The organism is Bacillus cereus group sp. BfR-BA-01381 (assembly GCF_022663555.1).
GTDB lineage: Bacteria > Bacillota > Bacilli > Bacillales > Bacillaceae_G > Bacillus_A > Bacillus_A pacificus.
This window is the reverse complement of sequence record NZ_JAKUFR010000023.1, coordinates 43,929-61,189: the sequence shown is the minus strand read 5'-3', so window position 1 is coordinate 61,189 and position 17,261 is coordinate 43,929. Positions and strand designations below refer to the sequence as shown.

Sequence of the window (17,261 nt, the reverse complement as noted above, 5' to 3'; positions counted from 1 at the left end):
GCGGGCGCAACAGGTGCTACTGGTGCTCAAGGACCAGCGGGCGCAACAGGTGCTACTGGTGCTCAAGGTGCTACTGGTGCAACAGGACCAGCGGGTACGCCAATTCCTGTAACGATCGCGGCAATCGGAAACTCAAATCCACAAACCATATCACCTGGAACAAACATCCAATTCAACCAAGTGTTTGAATTAACCAATATCGCTTTCAACGATACTTCAGATACTTTAACAATTTTAGAAACAGGCGTATATGATATTAGTTTCTCAGCGTCTACAACTTTCCCAGGATCTTCACCGTTTGGGTTTGGTATTTCGTTCAATGGCCAACCACCTACTCGTAATTTCTCAACTAACGTTATCGGTAGTGCTGTTTCTTTCTCTACAATCGTTACTTTACAAGCTGGTACAACGATTGCTGTACAACCTACAGCAAACACTATTTCTATTCCAAACACAGGCGATACAACTGCAACATTATCCGTATTCCGAATTTACTAATTTTCACTCAATAAGTATATTTATAATAGTATGTATTGTTTAACCGTGCATTAAATCTCTCTTTATATAGAAAGGAGCACTTATTTGGGAGGATAAGTGCTCCTTCTTTACGTTTCTTTACCTCAAATTTACTTTAACTTAATCCTCATTTTGTATGATAAATAGTGAAGTCAAAGATATGAAAGAGGGATGAAAATGAGAGTTATGTCACTAATACGCATTTGGCTTGCACTTATGGTATGCATTATTTTATGTGTAGGATTTTTTTTAACTCTAAAATATTCCACTATATCAAAAGCAGAGAGAAAAACTGCTCCATACAAACTTCTATATACGAAACAAAGTAACATTCCTTATTCCAATGCCACAAAGAATGAAAAAAAAGTTATAAAAGGGATGCTTATTACGAAAGCTTCTAGTTCCGAGGCGTTACTCAAAATTGCTGAAACGATTAAAGATCAGTATACAAATAAAAAAATCGATGAAATTACACTTTCTATCCACAATGAAAATAGCGGTAGTTACGAAGAAGAATTACCTTACGAACCTATTAGTAAAGGCCAAATAATCGTCACATACGATTCCGAATCCTTTGGCAGTACGAATATTATACTTAACGAGTAATATCATGTATCTCAATAGATATGGATTAATAGCTAATGAAGATAGACAAAACTCTCTACCGATTAAAATTTTATGTTGTTTTTGTACAAAAAAGAGGCGAATTTCGTTATTCGCCTCTTTCTTTTACCAAAATGAAGGAATCCATTCTTTCACTTTATCAAGCCACTCTTGTTGCTCTTGTTTTCGTTGTTGTTCCTCTTCTTTCCTTCTCTTCTCTTCTTCTTTTCTTCGTTTTTCCTCTTCTATTGTAGTCAATTGTTTTTTATAATCAGCCTCAGATATGAGCGATAACTGAAATGCTTTTTGAGCTGGATTTGCGTTCGCTTTTTTCATAATATCCCGGAACATTGTCGTCGTAATTTGACTACCACCCGGAACATAATGATCGCTATCGGTTTTATCATATCCTACCCAAATCGCACCTACCAAATCTGGTGTGTATCCAACAAACCACGAATCCTTTGCACCGGTGCTCGGGCCATTTACAATTTGAGTAGTTCCTGTCTTACCTGCCGTATCAACATTATTAACTTTCGCCTTTTCGCCCGTTCCCTTTTCGACAACACCTTTTAATAAATATGTCATTTTTTGAGAAACTTTCTCGCTCGTCACTCGTGTCTCTTTCTTATACCACTTTCCAAGCGTTTCACCTTCAGCATTTTGTATCTCCCTAATTGCATGAGCTTCCACTTGAACTCCATCATTTGCAAATGTACTGTATGCTTGAGCCATTACAAATGGAGATGTTCCCACATGCATACCACCTAAAGCAATTGGATACGTACGATCTTCTGGCACTAATGGAATACCAAATCGCTCTAAAGATTTCAATCCTTTATCTAATCCAATTTGTTCTAATAGCCACACAGCTGAAACATTATACGACTTTGCTACTGCTTCATACATTGTCACATCACCGTGAAAAGTATGATCGCTATTTTGTGGTTTATATTCTTTAATGTTAAATGGTTCATCTTTTAATATATCGTATACTTCATATCCTTGTTCTAACGCTGGTACATATACAGCCAAAGGCTTTAACGTTGAGCCAGGTTGTCTTTTTAATTGGGTTGCATGGTTAAACTGTAAAAACTGATACGGCCCTCTGCCTCCAACTAAAGCTGGTACACCACCTGTTTTGGGATTCATAAGAACTACACCCGTTTGCATGAGTTGGTCTGAGCCACTATCTTTGAAATAACTATCATTATTCACAACGTCTTCTACGGCCTGTTGTTTTTTCGGGTCAAGCTCTGTATAAATACGATAACCACCTGCTAAAATTTCATTTTGTGTTAATTCGTACTTGTCCATCGCCTCTCTAACAATATAGTCTACATATTGAGAGTATTTTCCCTTGTATTTATCATCAACGCCACGTTTTAACACAAGTCCACTCTCTTTTTCTTTATTATACTGTTCGTCCGAAATATACCCTTGCTCTTTCATTAAACTTAATACGACATTACGTCTTTCAATTGACTTGTTAAAGTTTTTATAAGGTGAATACGCAGATGGTGCTTTAATCAAGCCCGCAATCGTTGCTGCTTCTGAAATTGTTAAATCTTTTACATCTTTATCAAAATAAGATTTAGCTGCCCTTTTTATACCCCAAGCACCTTCACCAAAATAAATTTGGTTCATATACATTTCAATGATTTCATCTTTCGTATACGTACGCTCTATTTTTTTTGTTAAAAAATATTCCTTAATTTTTCGAGAGTATGTGCGGTCTTGTGTCAGAAATACATTTTTCGCAAGTTGTTGTGTAATTGTACTTCCCCCTGCTACAACTTCTCCTGCTGTAATATTTTTAAAAACTGCACTTATAATTCCACTATAGTAAATCCCGTGATGGTTAAAAAATTCCTTATCTTCTACTGCAACAATGGCCTGAACCATAATATCAGGAATATCTTTCTTTTTTACGCCTTCTGTTTTAGAAGAAGCTAATTTAGTCGCAACTTCATTATTTGCATCATAAATTAAGGTCGGCTGCGGAACAGCTTGCTTTAATTCAGATATGTCTTGAATAGAAATTATTATATTTATAGCAATAAATAGAGTAGCGAGCAAACTTCCTAATACAATTAATGAATTACGAAGCTTCTTCCTCTTGTTGAACCACTCCTGCATTTTTTTTAAGTGAGTGTTCTTCAATTTCATTCGTTCACTTCCTTCGTTTGTTTACACTCTTCTTTTCAAAAGGAAGAATATACCTCCTTTTAAATTTATTATAATAACGTAGTCTTTCCTGTAGTGTAAAGCTTTTTTTTCACATTCATACTTTTTGCAAGAAAAGGACATTCTACAAGTAAGATATTCAATATCGATTATTAATATTATTAATACAACAATAAGAGTTATGTTAAGTTTTTGTAAACTTTTCGATAAAATGTTTTAAAAAACGACAGTTTTTTGTTAGAATTGACTAGCCAATATATTTTACATATATTACTTTTGTGGGGGTAACTAATAATGGTCTTTAAATCAAAAAAAGATAAATTTTCTGAAATGTTAATGAATGTTTCCGAAAATTTAAAAGAAGGCGCGCAGTTTTTCGTGGAGTATAAAATTAAAAATGCTAGCGATTTAAAAGAGTTTTCTATGCGCATGAAAGAGTATGAGTCAAAAGGTGACTCATTTATTCACGAAATCATTATGGAGCTAAACAAAGCGTTTATTACTCCTATTGAACGTGAGGACATCCTACAGCTTGCAATGAGTATGGATGATGTATTAGACGGATTAGATCATAGTGCTGGTCTATTCGAAATGTATTCTATTACAGAAGCTGATGAATACATGATTAAATTCGTAGAAGCAATTAATCAATGTGCGATTGAAATTGCAAACTCTGTTGAATTAATGTCTAACAAAAAATTAGTCGACATTCGTACAAATGCGATTAAGATTAAAGATTATGAATCACAATGTGATGATATTCGCCGTCATGCGATTAAGCACTTATTCTCTCGTGAAAAAGATCCAATTAAGATCATTCAATACAAAGAGATTTACGAAGAGCTTGAAGAAGTAGCGGATAGCTGCCAAAGCGTTGCAAACGTATTAGAAACAATTATTATGAAGAACGCGTAAGGAGTTTGATCATGGATACACTCTTGATACTGACCGTTTTAGTAGTCATTTGCGCTTTAGCTTTTGACTTTATTAATGGATTTCACGATACAGCAAACGCTATTGCAACGGCTGTTTCAACGAAAGCTCTAAAGCCTAGACATGCAATTATTATGGCAGCTATTATGAACTTTTTAGGTGCGATGACATTTACAGGTGTAGCAAAAACGATTACGAAAGATATTGTTGATCCGTTCGCTTTACAAAATGGTTCTCTTGTAATTTTAGCTGCTTTACTTGCGGCAATAGCATGGAATTTGATTACTTGGTACTACGGTATTCCAAGTAGTTCTTCGCATGCAATCATTGGCTCCATCGCAGGTGCAGCTATCGCTGCTGCTGGTTTTAGTTCATTAAACTTTAAAGGATTCATAAAAATTATTGAAGCTTTAATCATTTCACCAATTATCGCATTTGTTATTGGTTATATCGTATACAGTATTTTTAAAGTCGTCTTTAAAAACTTTAATTTAACGAAGACGAACAAAAACTTCCGTATATTCCAGATTTTCACTGCTGCATTACAAGCTTATACACATGGTACGAATGATGCACAAAAAGCAATGGGAATTATTACAATGGCTCTTATGGCGAATAGTTATCATACTTCTAGCGATATCCCGTTCTGGGTACAATTATCTTGTGCCATTGCAATGGGTCTTGGTACTTCTGTCGGCGGATGGAAAATTATTAAAACTGTCGGTGGACAAATTATGAAAATTCGTCCTGTAAATGGTGTAGCTGCTGATTTATCATCATCTCTTGTTATTTTCGGGGCAACATTCATTCACTTACCAGTTAGTACGACGCACGTTATCTCTTCTTCTATTTTAGGGGTTGGTGCTTCTCATCGTGTGAAAGGTGTAAAATGGGGAACTGCAAAACGCATGTTAATTACTTGGGTTATTACACTTCCTATTTCAGCTTCTTTAGCTGCTTTATTTTACTCTTTATTACACTTAATCTTTTAATTAAAAGTCGTCTTCCTTATTTTTCTAGGAAGACGACTTTTTTGTGAACAAAGCTTTTTCTCATGAAAAAGCGTGTATAATAATTGGTGGATAAGTTATATAGAGGAGTTGGCAATTTTGGAATACATCATGTTACTTTTCATCGGACTAATCGCCGGGACAGTCGGGAGTCTAGTCGGACTTGGCGGCGGAATTATTATTGTTCCGTTATTAATCGGATTACACAGCCTATCACCACAACTTGCAGTAGGAACCTCAATGGTAACAGTCGTTTTCACAGGACTATCTTCCACCCTTACTTATATGAAGCATAAACGAGTAGATTACAAAAGTGGACTTATTTTATTTATCGGGAGTGGCCCGGGTGGTATCATCGGCTCGTGGGCGAATAAATTTTTAAACCAAGATACATTTTCTTTATATTTTGGGATTTTTCTTATTTTTGTCTCCATTCTTCTTATGTTACGAGACAAATTAAAACCCCTTTCTTTATCAAATATGACTGTAATCAAGCGCTCTTTTACAGATAACGAAGGAAACACTGTACACTATCAATTCCCACCGCTTCTCGCTATCTTTATCGCCTTTATAGTTGGTTTTATATCTGGGTTATTTGGAATTGGTGGCGGTGCTTTACTTGTTCCAGCAATGATGCTACTTTTTGCATTCCCAGCACATATTGCTGTAGCAACTTCGATGTTTATCGTATTTCTATCAGCAATTGTAAGTTCTGCAACTCACATCTCACTTGGAAATGTCAGCTGGATTTACGCATTAATTCTTATTCCTGGTGCATGGGTTGGTGGAAAAATCGGGGCGTATATTAATACAAAATTAAGCGGTAACGCCGTAATTAATCTATTGCGTATCACATTAATTATTCTTGGGACTAGATTAATCATTACTTCTTTTTTATAACGTGTTCTTTTTAGAATGCGTTTTTTCTTATACACATGAATATAAAAATCCTCCTAAGAGAACAAATAAAATTAGACAAACACATAATAACATGTAATTGGAAATATGTACTTTCTTCACGTTGACCACTCCTATAACTGCGACTGTTATCTTTATGATAGCGAAAAAATAATTTACTTGCAGTTACAAAGTGCTAACAATGCAAAATCATTTATTACAAATTTTATCCTTATATTTCATTTCTTTGTATATTCTATCGTTTTAATAAAAAAAGATGTCATATTGACATCTTTTTTAGTGAAGAAGTGACCATCCCATAAAGTCTTCATGTACTTGGCACGCCCTCTTATCGTTTCGATCATATAATTCAGCATAACTATCTGTTTCTTCATCATAAGCCATCGTATAAATAATTTGGCCATCTACTTCAACGGATAACACGACTCCACCTTTCATCTCTTCTACATGAATGATGGCATTCGCCGGAATTCTCATATCCGTCATTTTTATCGCATCTAACAATATACTAAACCCCCTACAGCGTATTCATTGCTAGTACTATTACACACTAAATAGTATACTACTGTAATAGCATATATTTCGTCAATGAAATTGCTGTTTAAATAGCATATTGTCTTTATACATATACACTAAAAAAATAGAAATGTTTAATAAATGGGGGGCTAACATTGATTCTACACAAAGGAGATGTACTATTCCGTCAAGGTGAGGACGGTCCTTTATATTTTATAAAAACAGGTTTATTAAAAGTAGTAAGGATAGAAGAAGATGGAACACCATTTCTATTCAACATTATCGTTCCAGGAGAAACGATACCTCACCATTCCTTAATTTCACCGAAGGAATATCACGGTACAGCAATCGCTTTAATGAAAACAGAAGTTGAACCTATAATTAGCAATGAGTGGTACAATCAACTTCAAGCGGATCCTGCATCATATGCAAATATCGCTATGCAATTACAGTCAAAATTAAGAATGATGCAGCAACGTATCGACCAATTGACGACCGTCTCTCCAAAAGAACGTCTTCATCGCTTACAAGAATGGTTCACACTATATTTAGGTGACATTCCTATATATGAAATATTAACACAAACTGAAATTGGTCAGCTCATCGGTATACGCCGCGAAACGGTAAATCGACTATTGCGAGAACAAATAAAGTGAAACTTTAATCAGTGGGGGGTTCTTCATCCCCCACTGATTATCAGCCCTCACAATCGGACTTTTATGGGCAGTTGATTCCCCACCTAACTTCTTTGCTTTCACTGCATTTTGAGGTGGGGGTCTTACTGCCCATTAAAGCGGGATAAAAAACGAGGTGAAATAATACCTCGTTTTTTTGCTTCTTCAAACTCCATCTATTGTAAGCTTGCTGCTGGACCGAAAAATTCATAATGAATATGCTCTTGTTTCACACCTAAATCAGTTAGTGCAGCATTTATATGCTTCATAAATGGTACTGGACCACAGAAATAAAATTCTGCTTCCGTTGTCGGAATAATCGTTTGCAGCCATTCAGCTTCAATCAAACCTTCTTTATCAAAGTTTTTCATTTCCAAATCTTTTTCAGTCGGCGCCGAATAGCAAGTGTATGCTTTCACTTGTTCGTATTCATTATCTACTGCCTCAACGTATTCTTTCATTGCATGTGTATTACTATTTAGTGCTGCATGAATAAAACATACATTACGTTTTGAATCTTGTTCAATTAACGTATTTAGCATACTCATCATTGGTGTAATACCTACTCCACCACTAATTAGGACAACTGGTAATGTTGAATCCATATTTAATACGAAATCTCCCGCTGGTGCACTTATTGGTAACATATCGCCTTCTTTTACATGATCATGTAAGTAATTAGATACTTTACCGTCCGGTGTATCTACACCTTTTTCTTTCTTGACACTAATACGATAATATTCTTTTCCAGGAGCATCTGATAAGCTATATTGACGATTATGTGTATATGTTTCACCCTCGATATTGATTTGAACCGTTACATATTGTCCTGGGATGAATGAAGAAACTTTCCCTCCATCTTCAGTTTTCAAATAAAATGACGTAATAACATCGCTTTCCTTCACTTTTTTTACAACTACAAAGTTACGGAAATCTTTCCATCCACCTTCTTTATGTGCCGCTTCTGCATACATCTCTGCTTCAATACTAATGAATGCATCAGCAATGACACCATAAGCTTCTCCCCATGCGTTTAAAACTTCATCAGGTGCACCTGCAACCTCTTTAATTGCGCGTAGTAAACATGTACCTACAATTGGGTAATGCTCTGCTTTAATACCTAAACTTCTATGCTTATGACCAATTTGTTTTACAACTGGAATAATAACTTCTAAATTATCAATGTACGTTGCAGCTGCATAAACAGCATTCGCTAACGCTTGTTGTTGTCTTCCCTTTTTCTGATTTGTATGATTGAAAATATTCAATAACTCCGGATGTTCCGAAAATAAAATTTCATAAAATCTCGTTGTAATTTCAACGCCTTTTTCCTGTAATAATGGTACTGTTGACTTTACGATTTCAATTGTTTTTTCACTTAACATTGTATCCCACTCCTCTATTTCCTTAACTGTTTTTAGTTTAACCGAATTGTATAATACAGATTGTGATTTTAATCACTATTAACATGGTGTTTTTGTGAAAAATATATGAACATTGCACTTACAAAAGAAAATAAGCTAACTAGAATACTAGCTAGCTTATCATTTCGACAATATTTTTCTATACATTCCTCGTTGGCAAATGTTCTTGTAAAACCATATACCCTTCATAAGCTGCGTAACCGAGTATAGCCATTAATCCGATATAACAAGCAAATGCTGTCCATTTCGTCTTCGTATCCACTTTGTAATAGTTTTCCTGTTGTCTCTTGTCTGCATCCCATTCCTGTAATTTTCTTTCTGACATTTCAAATGCTTCTCGTATATGAATTGTATGTGTTTCTTTTTCATCTTCATATGGGACGTAATCAAGTGGCTCAAACTTTGGTAAAAGATACTCTAACACTTCAATCTTTTGAAGTTCTCCTGTTTTTAATTCTTTCTCTCTTTCTTTTTGCCTTAATACATTTATTTCATGTTGCATCATATATATATTCCGATGCACTGCACCAGTTTCTTTTAACTCTTCTTCAAGCCTTGCAACATATTCTTTCATTCCATCAATTTTATATCCTAATTCCTTAATTGGCTCATCTCTCTTTATTACTCTATACAATTCCATACAGCCGATAATAAAAATAAATCCGCCTAAAATACTTTTAAAATAAATTGAATACCCAAGTAGTAAAACAAGCCCCGCTCCCCAAATTTTCGTACTTACAACTGAAATAATCCGTCCCCCGTCTAACGGAGAAACCGGAATTAAATTAAAGAAATTAATCATACTTCCGAGTAAAATAATGAGCGCCCAAAATGGCTCTTTCGTTATCATATAAAGTGGAATAGCCGGTAAAAATGAAAGTAATCCGAAAAGAGGTCCCATATAGGCAATATATGCTTCATCTTTTGCATTTTTAGGCATCTCTTTCATCCCAATAAGAGCGCCCATAAATGGAATAAATATTGCTGGCGATGTTGGTATACCTTTTCTTTTCGCAGCCCATAAATGGCCCATTTCATGAATAAACAACAAATAAATGAGCGCTACCCCAAATTTCCAACCATATATAACTGCGTACGCACCAAGTGATAGAAACATACTAAATACCGTTGAAAACTTTGCTAATTTAAAAATTGCAAATACCCACTTTAACTTAGAAAGTAAAAATAACCCTATTGCAACAATAATTCCCCATAATCCTTTTTTATTATTTTTCATATTCCTCTCCTTTATCTTTCATTAATGAATGATATACATTCATCAAAGCCTGTTCTTTTCTCTATTATGACATATTTTTTTCTATTGTTAGAAATAATGTTTATATAATCCATTTTTAGCCAAAAATATAAATAAAAGGAGGTGCACACAATTGAATTTACAATCGCTCATAATAGGAGCTCTATCTTTTTTAGCCTCAACTCTTATTTTTTATACCGTTAGTTACGTATTATTATTAGATTTGTTGCCCAATCACGTATTTATTGCCCTTATCATCCTTTCCGCTCTTATGATTTCTTTTCTTATTACACGAAAATCAATGAATGAGCCATCTGCAAAAGCAAAGTAATAGAGAGGGGATTTTCCCCTCTCTATTATCATTTCCTAGGAAAGTTCATATAGAATTGACGAGTTACATTCATCCCGATCCGTAAAGGCTAAATAACGTTTCACTTTATCTTTGTAAATTCATTTTTTCACCATAATCTTTAACAATTTGAATAATATTTTGAAAAACACCTATTTTTTCTTGTTTACTATTTAATATATTTAAATCATAATTTTCATAATATGTTTCTAATGAATTTAATTGTGATTCTGAAGCACCTTGTACAGGAACAGTAGCATGCAATTCATACTGTTTATATCCTTCCTTTACCTTTTCTCCTAAAATTTTTTCACTCTCTTTTGCTCCAATTAATTTTTGAACTTTTTCTGGAAAAATGACCTGCAAATAGTATTCTTGTTCCTTCTCTAACTTGTTGTATAGTGATTGTGAAATCGTATACCGTACTGTATAATTCACTTTTTGATCGCCCGCTTTAATATGGAACGCGGTAATCTGCAAATCTTTTTTTGTTACTTCCTTTAAAGGACCTGCCTGTGTTTCATCTTCTTTTTGTTCTGATACATTTGGAAATATAGCCAAAAGCTTTTCTGTATCTTTTTTATTCAGCATATACATTGCTTTCTTATGTTGTACCCATCCTCGTCTGTCTTCTCCTCTTAGCCATGCATAATACGTTTCTTTCTTCCCATCTCTACTAATTTGTATTTCATATTCAGGTTCACCAAAGCTACCTGTTATTTCTTGTTTCTCAGCTTTATCTATAATGTCTATTACTACCTTAGCTTCTGATTCCTGTAACTTTTTCTCTTTATGTTTTTTTTGTATAACGGTTACCTCTATTGTTTCTTTCACTTCATTCACCGTCTCTTCCACTTTTTTTGTTTCTTTTTTTTGCTCAACTTGACTACAAGATGCTAGTAACATAACAAATAACAGCAATACATATTTCCTTTTCAACTTAATCCTCCTTTTACAATAAGAAACTCTTATAATCTTCATACAAAAAACAAAAACGTGACACACTATAAAATACGCTATACTAAGCATTGAAAGGAGGTCTTTTTCATGTCCATTAATTTTCACGATGCAAATAATAAATACACATACGCACAGCGAAACGCCCATATTTCTTGGAGAGAAATGATAAAAAATATTACAGACGTACAAAATAAACGAATAATTGATATCGGCTGTGGTGGCGGGATTTATACGAAAGAACTTGCTCTTATGGGAGCAGAAAGTGTTGTTGGGCTTGATTTTTCAAAAGAAATATTACAGGCTGCAAAAGAAAATTGTAGCGGATTTTCAAACATTTCTTTCATTCAAGGTGATGCACATAGCGTCCCATATCCTAATGATACATTCGACATTGTTATTTCGCGCGCAGTTATTCATCATTTACAAGACGTTCCTACATTTCTACGTGAAGCTTCTCGTATATTAAAGAAAAACGGTGTACTTATTGTACAAGACCGAACTATTGAAGATTGTACGATCCCTGGAAGTCCAGAACACATCCGTGGATATTTTTTCTCTATCTTCCCAAAACTCATTGAAATAGAATCAAAAAGACGTCCAAAAACCACCAAGATACAGCAAGAATTACAAAAATATTTTCTTCACGTTTTCCCCACTCAAACACAATGGGAGATACGAAAAATACATGATTCTGTAGAGGCATTATTGCAAGATTTATCACCTCGAACAGGCCGATCCATTCTATATGAACTAACAGATTATGAACTTTCTCAACTTCTACAACAAGTAAAGACCGCCTTACAAAACGTCTCTCCTATTATCGAAAGAGATCGTTGGACCATTTGGAGCGCCATGAAGTTGTAAGGAAGGAAGCCTCACAAAATAATGTGAGGCTTCCTTCTTTCATAATCTAATTTTGCAACACTCTTGATATCCTCCACTTCTGGCCTGTGCACTTCCACACTTCGGACATACTAAATATCTAGACTGATTTGTCAACAAACTACCTTTTTGAAAGAGTAAAACTTCTGCTTGTTTAAACGAACGCGAATAATATAACCACATAAAACCAATTATAGCAATAATGCCAAATAATACTCCCATCGCAAGCATTTCAGTCACCTCTTTTGGTTTGTTCTTTCCAGCAAGTGGATTGTTGTATTATTCTCTCTAAATTCAAACAATCCCTTCTTTACTCCTATAAATATCAACTTTCTCTATAATATTTACAATTCTCCGCAAATTTTTACTTCTGTTTTACAATTCAATTTACATCAACTATTCATTTCAAAACAAATAACATTTCCGCATAGATATATTTTATTAAAAAATATATTGACTTTCTAAAAAAAAAATGTAACAATACTGTCAGAATACTTGAATAAAAATTCATTGACGAGAACGAGTACGTTATAGAACTGTTCCCCAGAGAGTTGGCGATTTGCTGAAAGCCAACGTTCAGTGCGTAGCCGAAAATCATCTCCGAGAAGTAGAACCGAATGTTATAGTAAGTTCTTACCGGCTGTCCCCCGTTACAAGGAACACGTATCATGTTGTACGTTGCAGAGCCGTATACATATAGAATTATTTCTACATGTATAAATTAGGGTGGTATCGCGGGTAAATATAACTCGTCCCTTTCTTTAGGGACGAGTTTTTTGTGTTCTTACAAATGAATTTTAAAAAAGGAGGAAAAACAATGAACACTGTATCAAAAAAACATATTTTTTTCACGGGTCTTATGCTATTTTCTTTATTTTTTGGGGCAGGTAATTTAATTTTCCCTCCCATGCTTGGACAAAATGCAGGCGAAAACTTTTGGCCGGCAATGATTGGATTTTTACTAACAGGAGTCGGTTTACCACTACTAACAGTTATCGCAATTTCTTTATCAGGAAATGGTATGCAGCAACTTGCAAGTCATGTTCACCCATTATTCGGAATATTCTTTACGGTAGTTGTATACATCGCCATTGGTCCTTCTATGGGTATTCCACGCGTTGCAAATGTCGCTTATGAAATGGGCGCTAGTTCTTTCTTACCAGAAACGATTCGCTCTAGCAACCTCGTACTTTTTGTATATACAATCATCTTCTTTGCTATCGTATATTGGCTGAGTTTGAATCCATCTAAACTTGTAGATCGTATTGGAAATATATTAACACCTATTTTATTACTCTCTATTTTCTTATTGTTTGTTAAAAGTGTATTTACACCACTTGGACAATCAGGACCTGCAATGCAAGAGTATCAAACTTCTCCGATTTTCAAAGGCTTTATGGAAGGATACTTAACGATGGATACCATTTCAGCACTTGCATTTGGAATTATCGTTGTAAATACCATTCGCTCTAAAGGTGTAAAGGATCGTAAATCCATTGCTATCGCAACAGCCAAAGCTGGACTTATTGCTGCTACTGGCCTCGTACTTGTATATGGTGCGCTTGGCTGGCTCGGTGCAACTAGCGTCTCGCTCGGATATGCAAAGAATGGTGGACAATTACTTACTGTGATCGTACAACAATTATTCGGTCCATATGGTCTGCTTTTATTATCTCTTATCGTTACACTCGCTTGCTTAACAACATGTGTTGGACTTGTATCTGCATGTAGTCAATATTTCTCAACATTATTGACTAAATTTTCATACAAAACATTCGCAAGTATCATTTGTGTATTGGGATTATTAGTTGCCAACTTAGGTTTAACAAAAATCATTTCCATCTCTGTTCCAATTCTACTTGTTGTATATCCAGTTGCGATTGTACTTGTTCTACTATCGTTACTGCATAAATATTTCGGTGGATATCGCTCTGTTTATGTAGGTGCTTTAATTGGCGCAGCAATCGTAAGCGTATTTGATGGATTAAAACAAGGTGGTATTTCAGTTTCATTTATCACATCATATTTTGAATTTATCCCTTTATATAATGAAGGAATAGGTTGGCTAGTACCTGCATTAATCGGAGCTCTTATCGGCCTTACAATCGCTAAGCTAAGCGGCGCGAAAAAAGTTCCCTTACTCACCGAATCTCGTGAAATAAAAGCATCCTAAAAAACTCCCGAAAGGGAGTTTTTTTACATTTGATAAGCAGTATGATTAAAACTGCTTATTTTATACGCTTTCGTATAATAATCGATATTTGTATCCACCGTTTCTACTTTGACAACATCGTAGCACTCTTCTTGCTTTATTAAAAATAAATAGTACTCTTCTGTCGCCTCAACAATTGCAATTTTATCTGTTTCAACATTATATTGTTCACAAAGCGCTTGTAATGCGTTCACATAATCCCCTAGTTTTTTAGACTTATCCATACCGAATATAGTTTGAACTAGCATATACATTCTCCCCTTTGTATGTACTGTTAACAACTTAATGATAACGCTTACATTTATTAGCGTCAATAAAAAGATTTTGTACAAACTAATAACCAGTGGGGACCACCCCACTGGTTAAAATTTCACTTTATCATTTCGTCAATTGATGTCGAAACGCATAAATAACCGCCTGTGTCCGGTCACTTACATTTAGCTTATTTAATATATTGCTCACATGTGTCTTTACTGTTTTGAGGGCAATAAACAACTCGTCTGCAATCTCTTGATTACTTTTCCCCTCTGCAATTAATAACAAAATTTCAGACTCTCTTTCTGTTAACTCCTCATGCAAAGGTTGTTCTTTCTTCTGACGCATACGAGACATCATTTTACCAGTAACTTTCGGCTCTAATACCGTTTCTCCATCATAAGTAGCTCGTACAGCGTCTGCTATATCACTCGCTCTTGATGTTTTTAATAAATAACTTGTCGCTCCGGCCTCAATAACAGGATACAATTTCTCATCATCTAAAAAGCTCGTTACAACTACAATTTTTGCTTCTGGCCATTCTTGAATAATAGCACGTGTTGCTTCAACACCATCCATCTCATCCATGACAAGATCCATCAAAATAATATCCGGCCTTAATTGCAAAGCTAACTCTGAACCTTTTCTTCCATTTTCAGCTTCTCCAACTACTTCAATATCTGGCTGCGTTGATAAATATGCTGATACACCCATACGAACCATTTCATGATCATCCACTAGTAATACTTTAATCATGATTCTCCCCCTCTCTCAATCATAATCGGTACTTTTACTTCTATTTGTGTACCTTTATTTGGAAAACTAAGTACCTTTAATGTCCCACCAATTTCATGAACACGCTCTTGTATTGACCTTAATCCGTAAGAACCAGCCTTATTCACTCCTACTTTAAACCCTACACCATCATCAATAATTTTCAATATTGCATATTGATCAATTTTTCGAAGACGCACTTCCGTTTTCTTTGCCTTCGCATGACGTAAAGTGTTAGATAGCGCCTCTTGTACAATGCGGAATAAGTGATCTTCTACACCTTTTTTTAATTGAATCGGTTCAATTAACCATTCAATTTTCATATGTTGCTTTCTAGATAGTTCTGTTAATAATTCTTCTATTCCTTCTGTTAGTTTCTTACCTTCTAACTGTACTGGGCGTAAATGAAGAAGCAATGCTCTCATTTCTGACTGTGCATTTACAACCATATTTTCAACGAGCTGTAACTGCTTTTTCGTCGTTTCTGGAAATTCAGCTACTTGTTCATTAATAGCCGACATCATCATCGACATTGCAAAAAGCTGCTGACTTACAGAATCATGCAGCTCCCTCGCCAATCGATGCCTTTCTTGGGAAATCGCTTCTTGTCTCATCTCTTCATTCCAATGAGCTCGTTCATTCGTTACCTTTTGAAAGAGTCCAGCTTGCTCCTCTAATCGACGAGCCAGACCGATTACTTTTCGTTCCACTTCATGAAATTCATCATCTGCAGTAAACGAAACATCACTCGGAAAATTCCCTCGCTCTACTTCAAATAGAAACGTATTTAATCCTTGTATACGCTGCTCTATATAGTAACCGATTGCATATCCTACAATTCCCCCGATAAGTAAACTTGTAGTCATAATAAACAAGCCAATTGGAACAGAAGCGATGGATTCCTTCCATAATAAATCATATACTTGTTGCTCGCTTTTCCATACATATACAATTGTACAAATGAGTGCGATACTAACTGAGGACAACATAGAATAACGAATATACATCCACGAAATATTTTTTTGTTTCTTCATTATACTTTCCTCACTTCCGTATCGCCTACGACAAGCGAAGAAATAATTTTAATACGACGAGGAGCCTCTTTATACTGCTCTGTTCTAAATGTAACATTGCGGTTAAACCCTGTCTCCTCATGACCTGGCAAGAGCACACGTCCGACAATAACAGAATGATTTAAAGACAGTTCAATATCATATGGCACATATAAACGAATATTACCAACGACACCCCGAATAACAATTACCGTTTCTCCTTCTGGAATCATAGCAGTTGTTAAATCTATTTCCACATCACAAGCACCATATTGAACATTAATATCCTCAAGTTCATAAATATGATCCATCATTCGTACATTGCCTACAAACATATTTTTTAAATATGGTTCTGTACGATATATTTGCTTCGCTTCGTCTATAATCCCTTCTTCTTTAATTTCAACCTTCATTGCTTTTTGCTGATGCCCTTGTTGAATCAATTGATAACCAATTAAAGCTAAACAAGCAAATACGACAAGAACAAATGCTGCTGATGAAAATAAGAAGAATAAAAATACGATACCACCGACAAATAAAAATACATTTCCCCGTACATAACGATTCTTTTTACGATAATGCCTTCCAAACATAAGCATAATAAATGCAAAAATGAGACCACCTGGTTCAAAATGTCCAAGTATCATATCAAGAAAAAGACCGAATCCAAATATGATGAGGAGCATCCCCATTAATTGTGTCTTTGAAAAATGTTTCTTCATTTCAGCTCCCCCCTTCTTG

At 35.1% G+C, this 17,261-nt stretch carries 19 protein-coding genes and 1 other annotated feature; of the genes, 9 read left to right on the top strand and 10 right to left on the bottom strand.

What is annotated here, in order from left to right; all coding sequences use genetic code 11:
- Nucleotides 1-498: collagen-like protein (locus MR079_RS10595; protein WP_242293982.1), on the top strand; the 498-nt coding region annotated here is incomplete at its 5' end.
- Nucleotides 499-693: 195 nt separating this feature from the next.
- Nucleotides 694-1,122, top strand: coding sequence for a hypothetical protein (locus tag MR079_RS10590; RefSeq protein WP_139869698.1), 429 nt, complete (start codon nucleotides 694-696; stop codon nucleotides 1,120-1,122).
- Between the two features lie 123 nt (nucleotides 1,123-1,245).
- On the opposite strand, the gene MR079_RS10585 is transcribed toward MR079_RS10590, so the two are convergent.
- On the bottom strand, nucleotides 1,246-3,288 hold the full coding sequence (locus MR079_RS10585; RefSeq protein ID WP_000769283.1) for a transglycosylase domain-containing protein: 2,043 nt from the start codon (nucleotides 3,286-3,288) through the stop codon (nucleotides 1,246-1,248).
- A 312-nt stretch (nucleotides 3,289-3,600) separates the two neighbouring features.
- Between MR079_RS10585 and MR079_RS10580 the strand changes: the two genes are divergently transcribed.
- The 3 genes from MR079_RS10580 to MR079_RS10570 all read left to right on the top strand — a co-directional run bounded on the left by MR079_RS10580 (nucleotide 3,601) and on the right by MR079_RS10570 (nucleotide 6,149).
- Nucleotides 3,601-4,221 carry a DUF47 domain-containing protein gene (locus MR079_RS10580; protein ID WP_000231448.1) on the top strand — a complete coding sequence of 207 codons (621 nt, stop codon included), beginning with the start codon at nucleotides 3,601-3,603 and terminating at the stop codon, nucleotides 4,219-4,221.
- Nucleotides 4,222-4,232: 11 nt separating this feature from the next.
- On the top strand, nucleotides 4,233-5,231 hold the full coding sequence (locus MR079_RS10575; protein ID WP_000380271.1) for an inorganic phosphate transporter: 999 nt from the start codon (nucleotides 4,233-4,235) through the stop codon (nucleotides 5,229-5,231).
- A gap of 117 nt (nucleotides 5,232-5,348) precedes the next feature.
- Entirely contained in the window at nucleotides 5,349-6,149 is an 801-nt protein-coding gene (locus MR079_RS10570) for a sulfite exporter TauE/SafE family protein (RefSeq protein ID WP_242293981.1), read from the top strand.
- 294 nt (nucleotides 6,150-6,443) lie between these two features.
- On the opposite strand, the gene MR079_RS10565 is transcribed toward MR079_RS10570, so the two are convergent.
- Nucleotides 6,444-6,671: a hypothetical protein gene (locus MR079_RS10565; RefSeq protein ID WP_000882907.1), complete on the bottom strand. Its 228-nt coding sequence runs from the start codon at nucleotides 6,669-6,671 to the stop codon at nucleotides 6,444-6,446.
- Nucleotides 6,672-6,838: 167 nt separating this feature from the next.
- Between MR079_RS10565 and MR079_RS10560 the strand changes: the two genes are divergently transcribed.
- Complete coding sequence (locus MR079_RS10560) at nucleotides 6,839-7,339, top strand: Crp/Fnr family transcriptional regulator (RefSeq protein WP_087951823.1); 501 nt, start codon at nucleotides 6,839-6,841, stop codon at nucleotides 7,337-7,339.
- 194 nt (nucleotides 7,340-7,533) lie between these two features.
- Here the strand turns inward: MR079_RS10560 and hmpA are convergent, their stop codons facing one another.
- The gene (gene hmpA / locus MR079_RS10555) at nucleotides 7,534-8,742 is read right to left on the bottom strand and encodes an NO-inducible flavohemoprotein (protein ID WP_242293980.1); all 1,209 of its coding nucleotides are present in this window, start codon (nucleotides 8,740-8,742) and stop codon (nucleotides 7,534-7,536) included.
- Between the two features lie 178 nt (nucleotides 8,743-8,920).
- Nucleotides 8,921-10,018 (bottom strand): site-2 protease family protein, encoded by a 1,098-nt coding sequence (locus MR079_RS10550; RefSeq protein WP_242293979.1) that lies wholly within the window; start codon nucleotides 10,016-10,018, stop codon nucleotides 8,921-8,923.
- Between the two features lie 151 nt (nucleotides 10,019-10,169).
- Between MR079_RS10550 and MR079_RS10545 the strand changes: the two genes are divergently transcribed.
- Complete coding sequence (locus MR079_RS10545; protein WP_001053353.1) at nucleotides 10,170-10,367, top strand: hypothetical protein; 198 nt, start codon at nucleotides 10,170-10,172, stop codon at nucleotides 10,365-10,367.
- A gap of 105 nt (nucleotides 10,368-10,472) precedes the next feature.
- On the opposite strand, the gene MR079_RS10540 is transcribed toward MR079_RS10545, so the two are convergent.
- Nucleotides 10,473-11,324 carry a YhfM domain-containing protein gene (locus MR079_RS10540; RefSeq protein ID WP_049111545.1) on the bottom strand — a complete coding sequence of 284 codons (852 nt, stop codon included), beginning with the start codon at nucleotides 11,322-11,324 and terminating at the stop codon, nucleotides 10,473-10,475.
- Between the two features lie 108 nt (nucleotides 11,325-11,432).
- Between MR079_RS10540 and MR079_RS10535 the strand changes: the two genes are divergently transcribed.
- Nucleotides 11,433-12,209, top strand: coding sequence for a class I SAM-dependent methyltransferase (locus tag MR079_RS10535; protein WP_049111547.1), 777 nt, complete (start codon nucleotides 11,433-11,435; stop codon nucleotides 12,207-12,209).
- Between the two features lie 39 nt (nucleotides 12,210-12,248).
- Here MR079_RS10535 and MR079_RS10530 read toward each other — a convergent pair whose 3' ends face one another.
- Nucleotides 12,249-12,458 (bottom strand): hypothetical protein, encoded by a 210-nt coding sequence (locus MR079_RS10530; RefSeq protein ID WP_000880630.1) that lies wholly within the window; start codon nucleotides 12,456-12,458, stop codon nucleotides 12,249-12,251.
- A 270-nt stretch (nucleotides 12,459-12,728) separates the two neighbouring features.
- Nucleotides 12,729-12,987, top strand: a binding site (T-box leader).
- Between the two features lie 57 nt (nucleotides 12,988-13,044).
- On the opposite strand from MR079_RS10530, the gene brnQ3 reads away from it, so the two are divergent.
- On the top strand, nucleotides 13,045-14,400 hold the full coding sequence (gene brnQ3 / locus MR079_RS10525; protein WP_049111549.1) for a branched-chain amino acid transport system II carrier protein BrnQ3: 1,356 nt from the start codon (nucleotides 13,045-13,047) through the stop codon (nucleotides 14,398-14,400).
- 23 nt (nucleotides 14,401-14,423) lie between these two features.
- Here the strand turns inward: brnQ3 and MR079_RS10520 are convergent, their stop codons facing one another.
- From MR079_RS10520 to liaF, 4 genes are read right to left on the bottom strand one after another with little or no spacing between them, the layout of a single operon-like run.
- Nucleotides 14,424-14,762, bottom strand: a complete 339-nt coding sequence (locus tag MR079_RS10520) for a DUF3922 domain-containing protein (RefSeq protein ID WP_396022960.1) — start codon at nucleotides 14,760-14,762, stop codon at nucleotides 14,424-14,426.
- Between the two features lie 55 nt (nucleotides 14,763-14,817).
- Complete coding sequence (locus tag MR079_RS10515; protein ID WP_000598709.1) at nucleotides 14,818-15,450, bottom strand: response regulator; 633 nt, start codon at nucleotides 15,448-15,450, stop codon at nucleotides 14,818-14,820.
- Nucleotides 15,447-16,502: a sensor histidine kinase gene (locus MR079_RS10510; RefSeq protein ID WP_000744320.1), complete on the bottom strand. Its 1,056-nt coding sequence runs from the start codon at nucleotides 16,500-16,502 to the stop codon at nucleotides 15,447-15,449. Before MR079_RS10510 ends, MR079_RS10515 begins: the two co-directional genes overlap by 4 nt.
- The gene (gene liaF, locus MR079_RS10505; RefSeq protein ID WP_049111551.1) at nucleotides 16,502-17,242 is read right to left on the bottom strand and encodes a cell wall-active antibiotics response protein LiaF; all 741 of its coding nucleotides are present in this window, start codon (nucleotides 17,240-17,242) and stop codon (nucleotides 16,502-16,504) included. Before liaF ends, MR079_RS10510 begins: the two co-directional genes overlap by 1 nt.
- Nucleotides 17,243-17,261 lie beyond the last annotated feature (19 nt).

Coding starts and splice junctions, on each gene's coding strand:
- MR079_RS10530 (WP_000880630.1), bottom strand. CDS start 12,458: ATGCTTGCGATGGGAGTATTATTTGGCATTATTGCTATAATTGGTTTT.
- MR079_RS10515 (WP_000598709.1), bottom strand. CDS start 15,450: ATGATTAAAGTATTACTAGTGGATGATCATGAAATGGTTCGTATGGGT.
- MR079_RS10510 (WP_000744320.1), bottom strand. CDS start 16,502: ATGAAGAAACAAAAAAATATTTCGTGGATGTATATTCGTTATTCTATG.
- liaF (WP_049111551.1), bottom strand. CDS start 17,242: ATGAAGAAACATTTTTCAAAGACACAATTAATGGGGATGCTCCTCATC.
- MR079_RS10590 (WP_139869698.1), top strand. CDS start 694: ATGAGAGTTATGTCACTAATACGCATTTGGCTTGCACTTATGGTATGC.
- MR079_RS10535 (WP_049111547.1), top strand. CDS start 11,433: ATGTCCATTAATTTTCACGATGCAAATAATAAATACACATACGCACAG.
- brnQ3 (WP_049111549.1), top strand. CDS start 13,045: ATGAACACTGTATCAAAAAAACATATTTTTTTCACGGGTCTTATGCTA.
- hmpA (WP_242293980.1), bottom strand. CDS start 8,742: ATGTTAAGTGAAAAAACAATTGAAATCGTAAAGTCAACAGTACCATTA.
- MR079_RS10580 (WP_000231448.1), top strand. CDS start 3,601: ATGGTCTTTAAATCAAAAAAAGATAAATTTTCTGAAATGTTAATGAAT.
- MR079_RS10575 (WP_000380271.1), top strand. CDS start 4,233: ATGGATACACTCTTGATACTGACCGTTTTAGTAGTCATTTGCGCTTTA.
- MR079_RS10585 (WP_000769283.1), bottom strand. CDS start 3,288: ATGAAATTGAAGAACACTCACTTAAAAAAAATGCAGGAGTGGTTCAAC.
- MR079_RS10550 (WP_242293979.1), bottom strand. CDS start 10,018: ATGAAAAATAATAAAAAAGGATTATGGGGAATTATTGTTGCAATAGGG.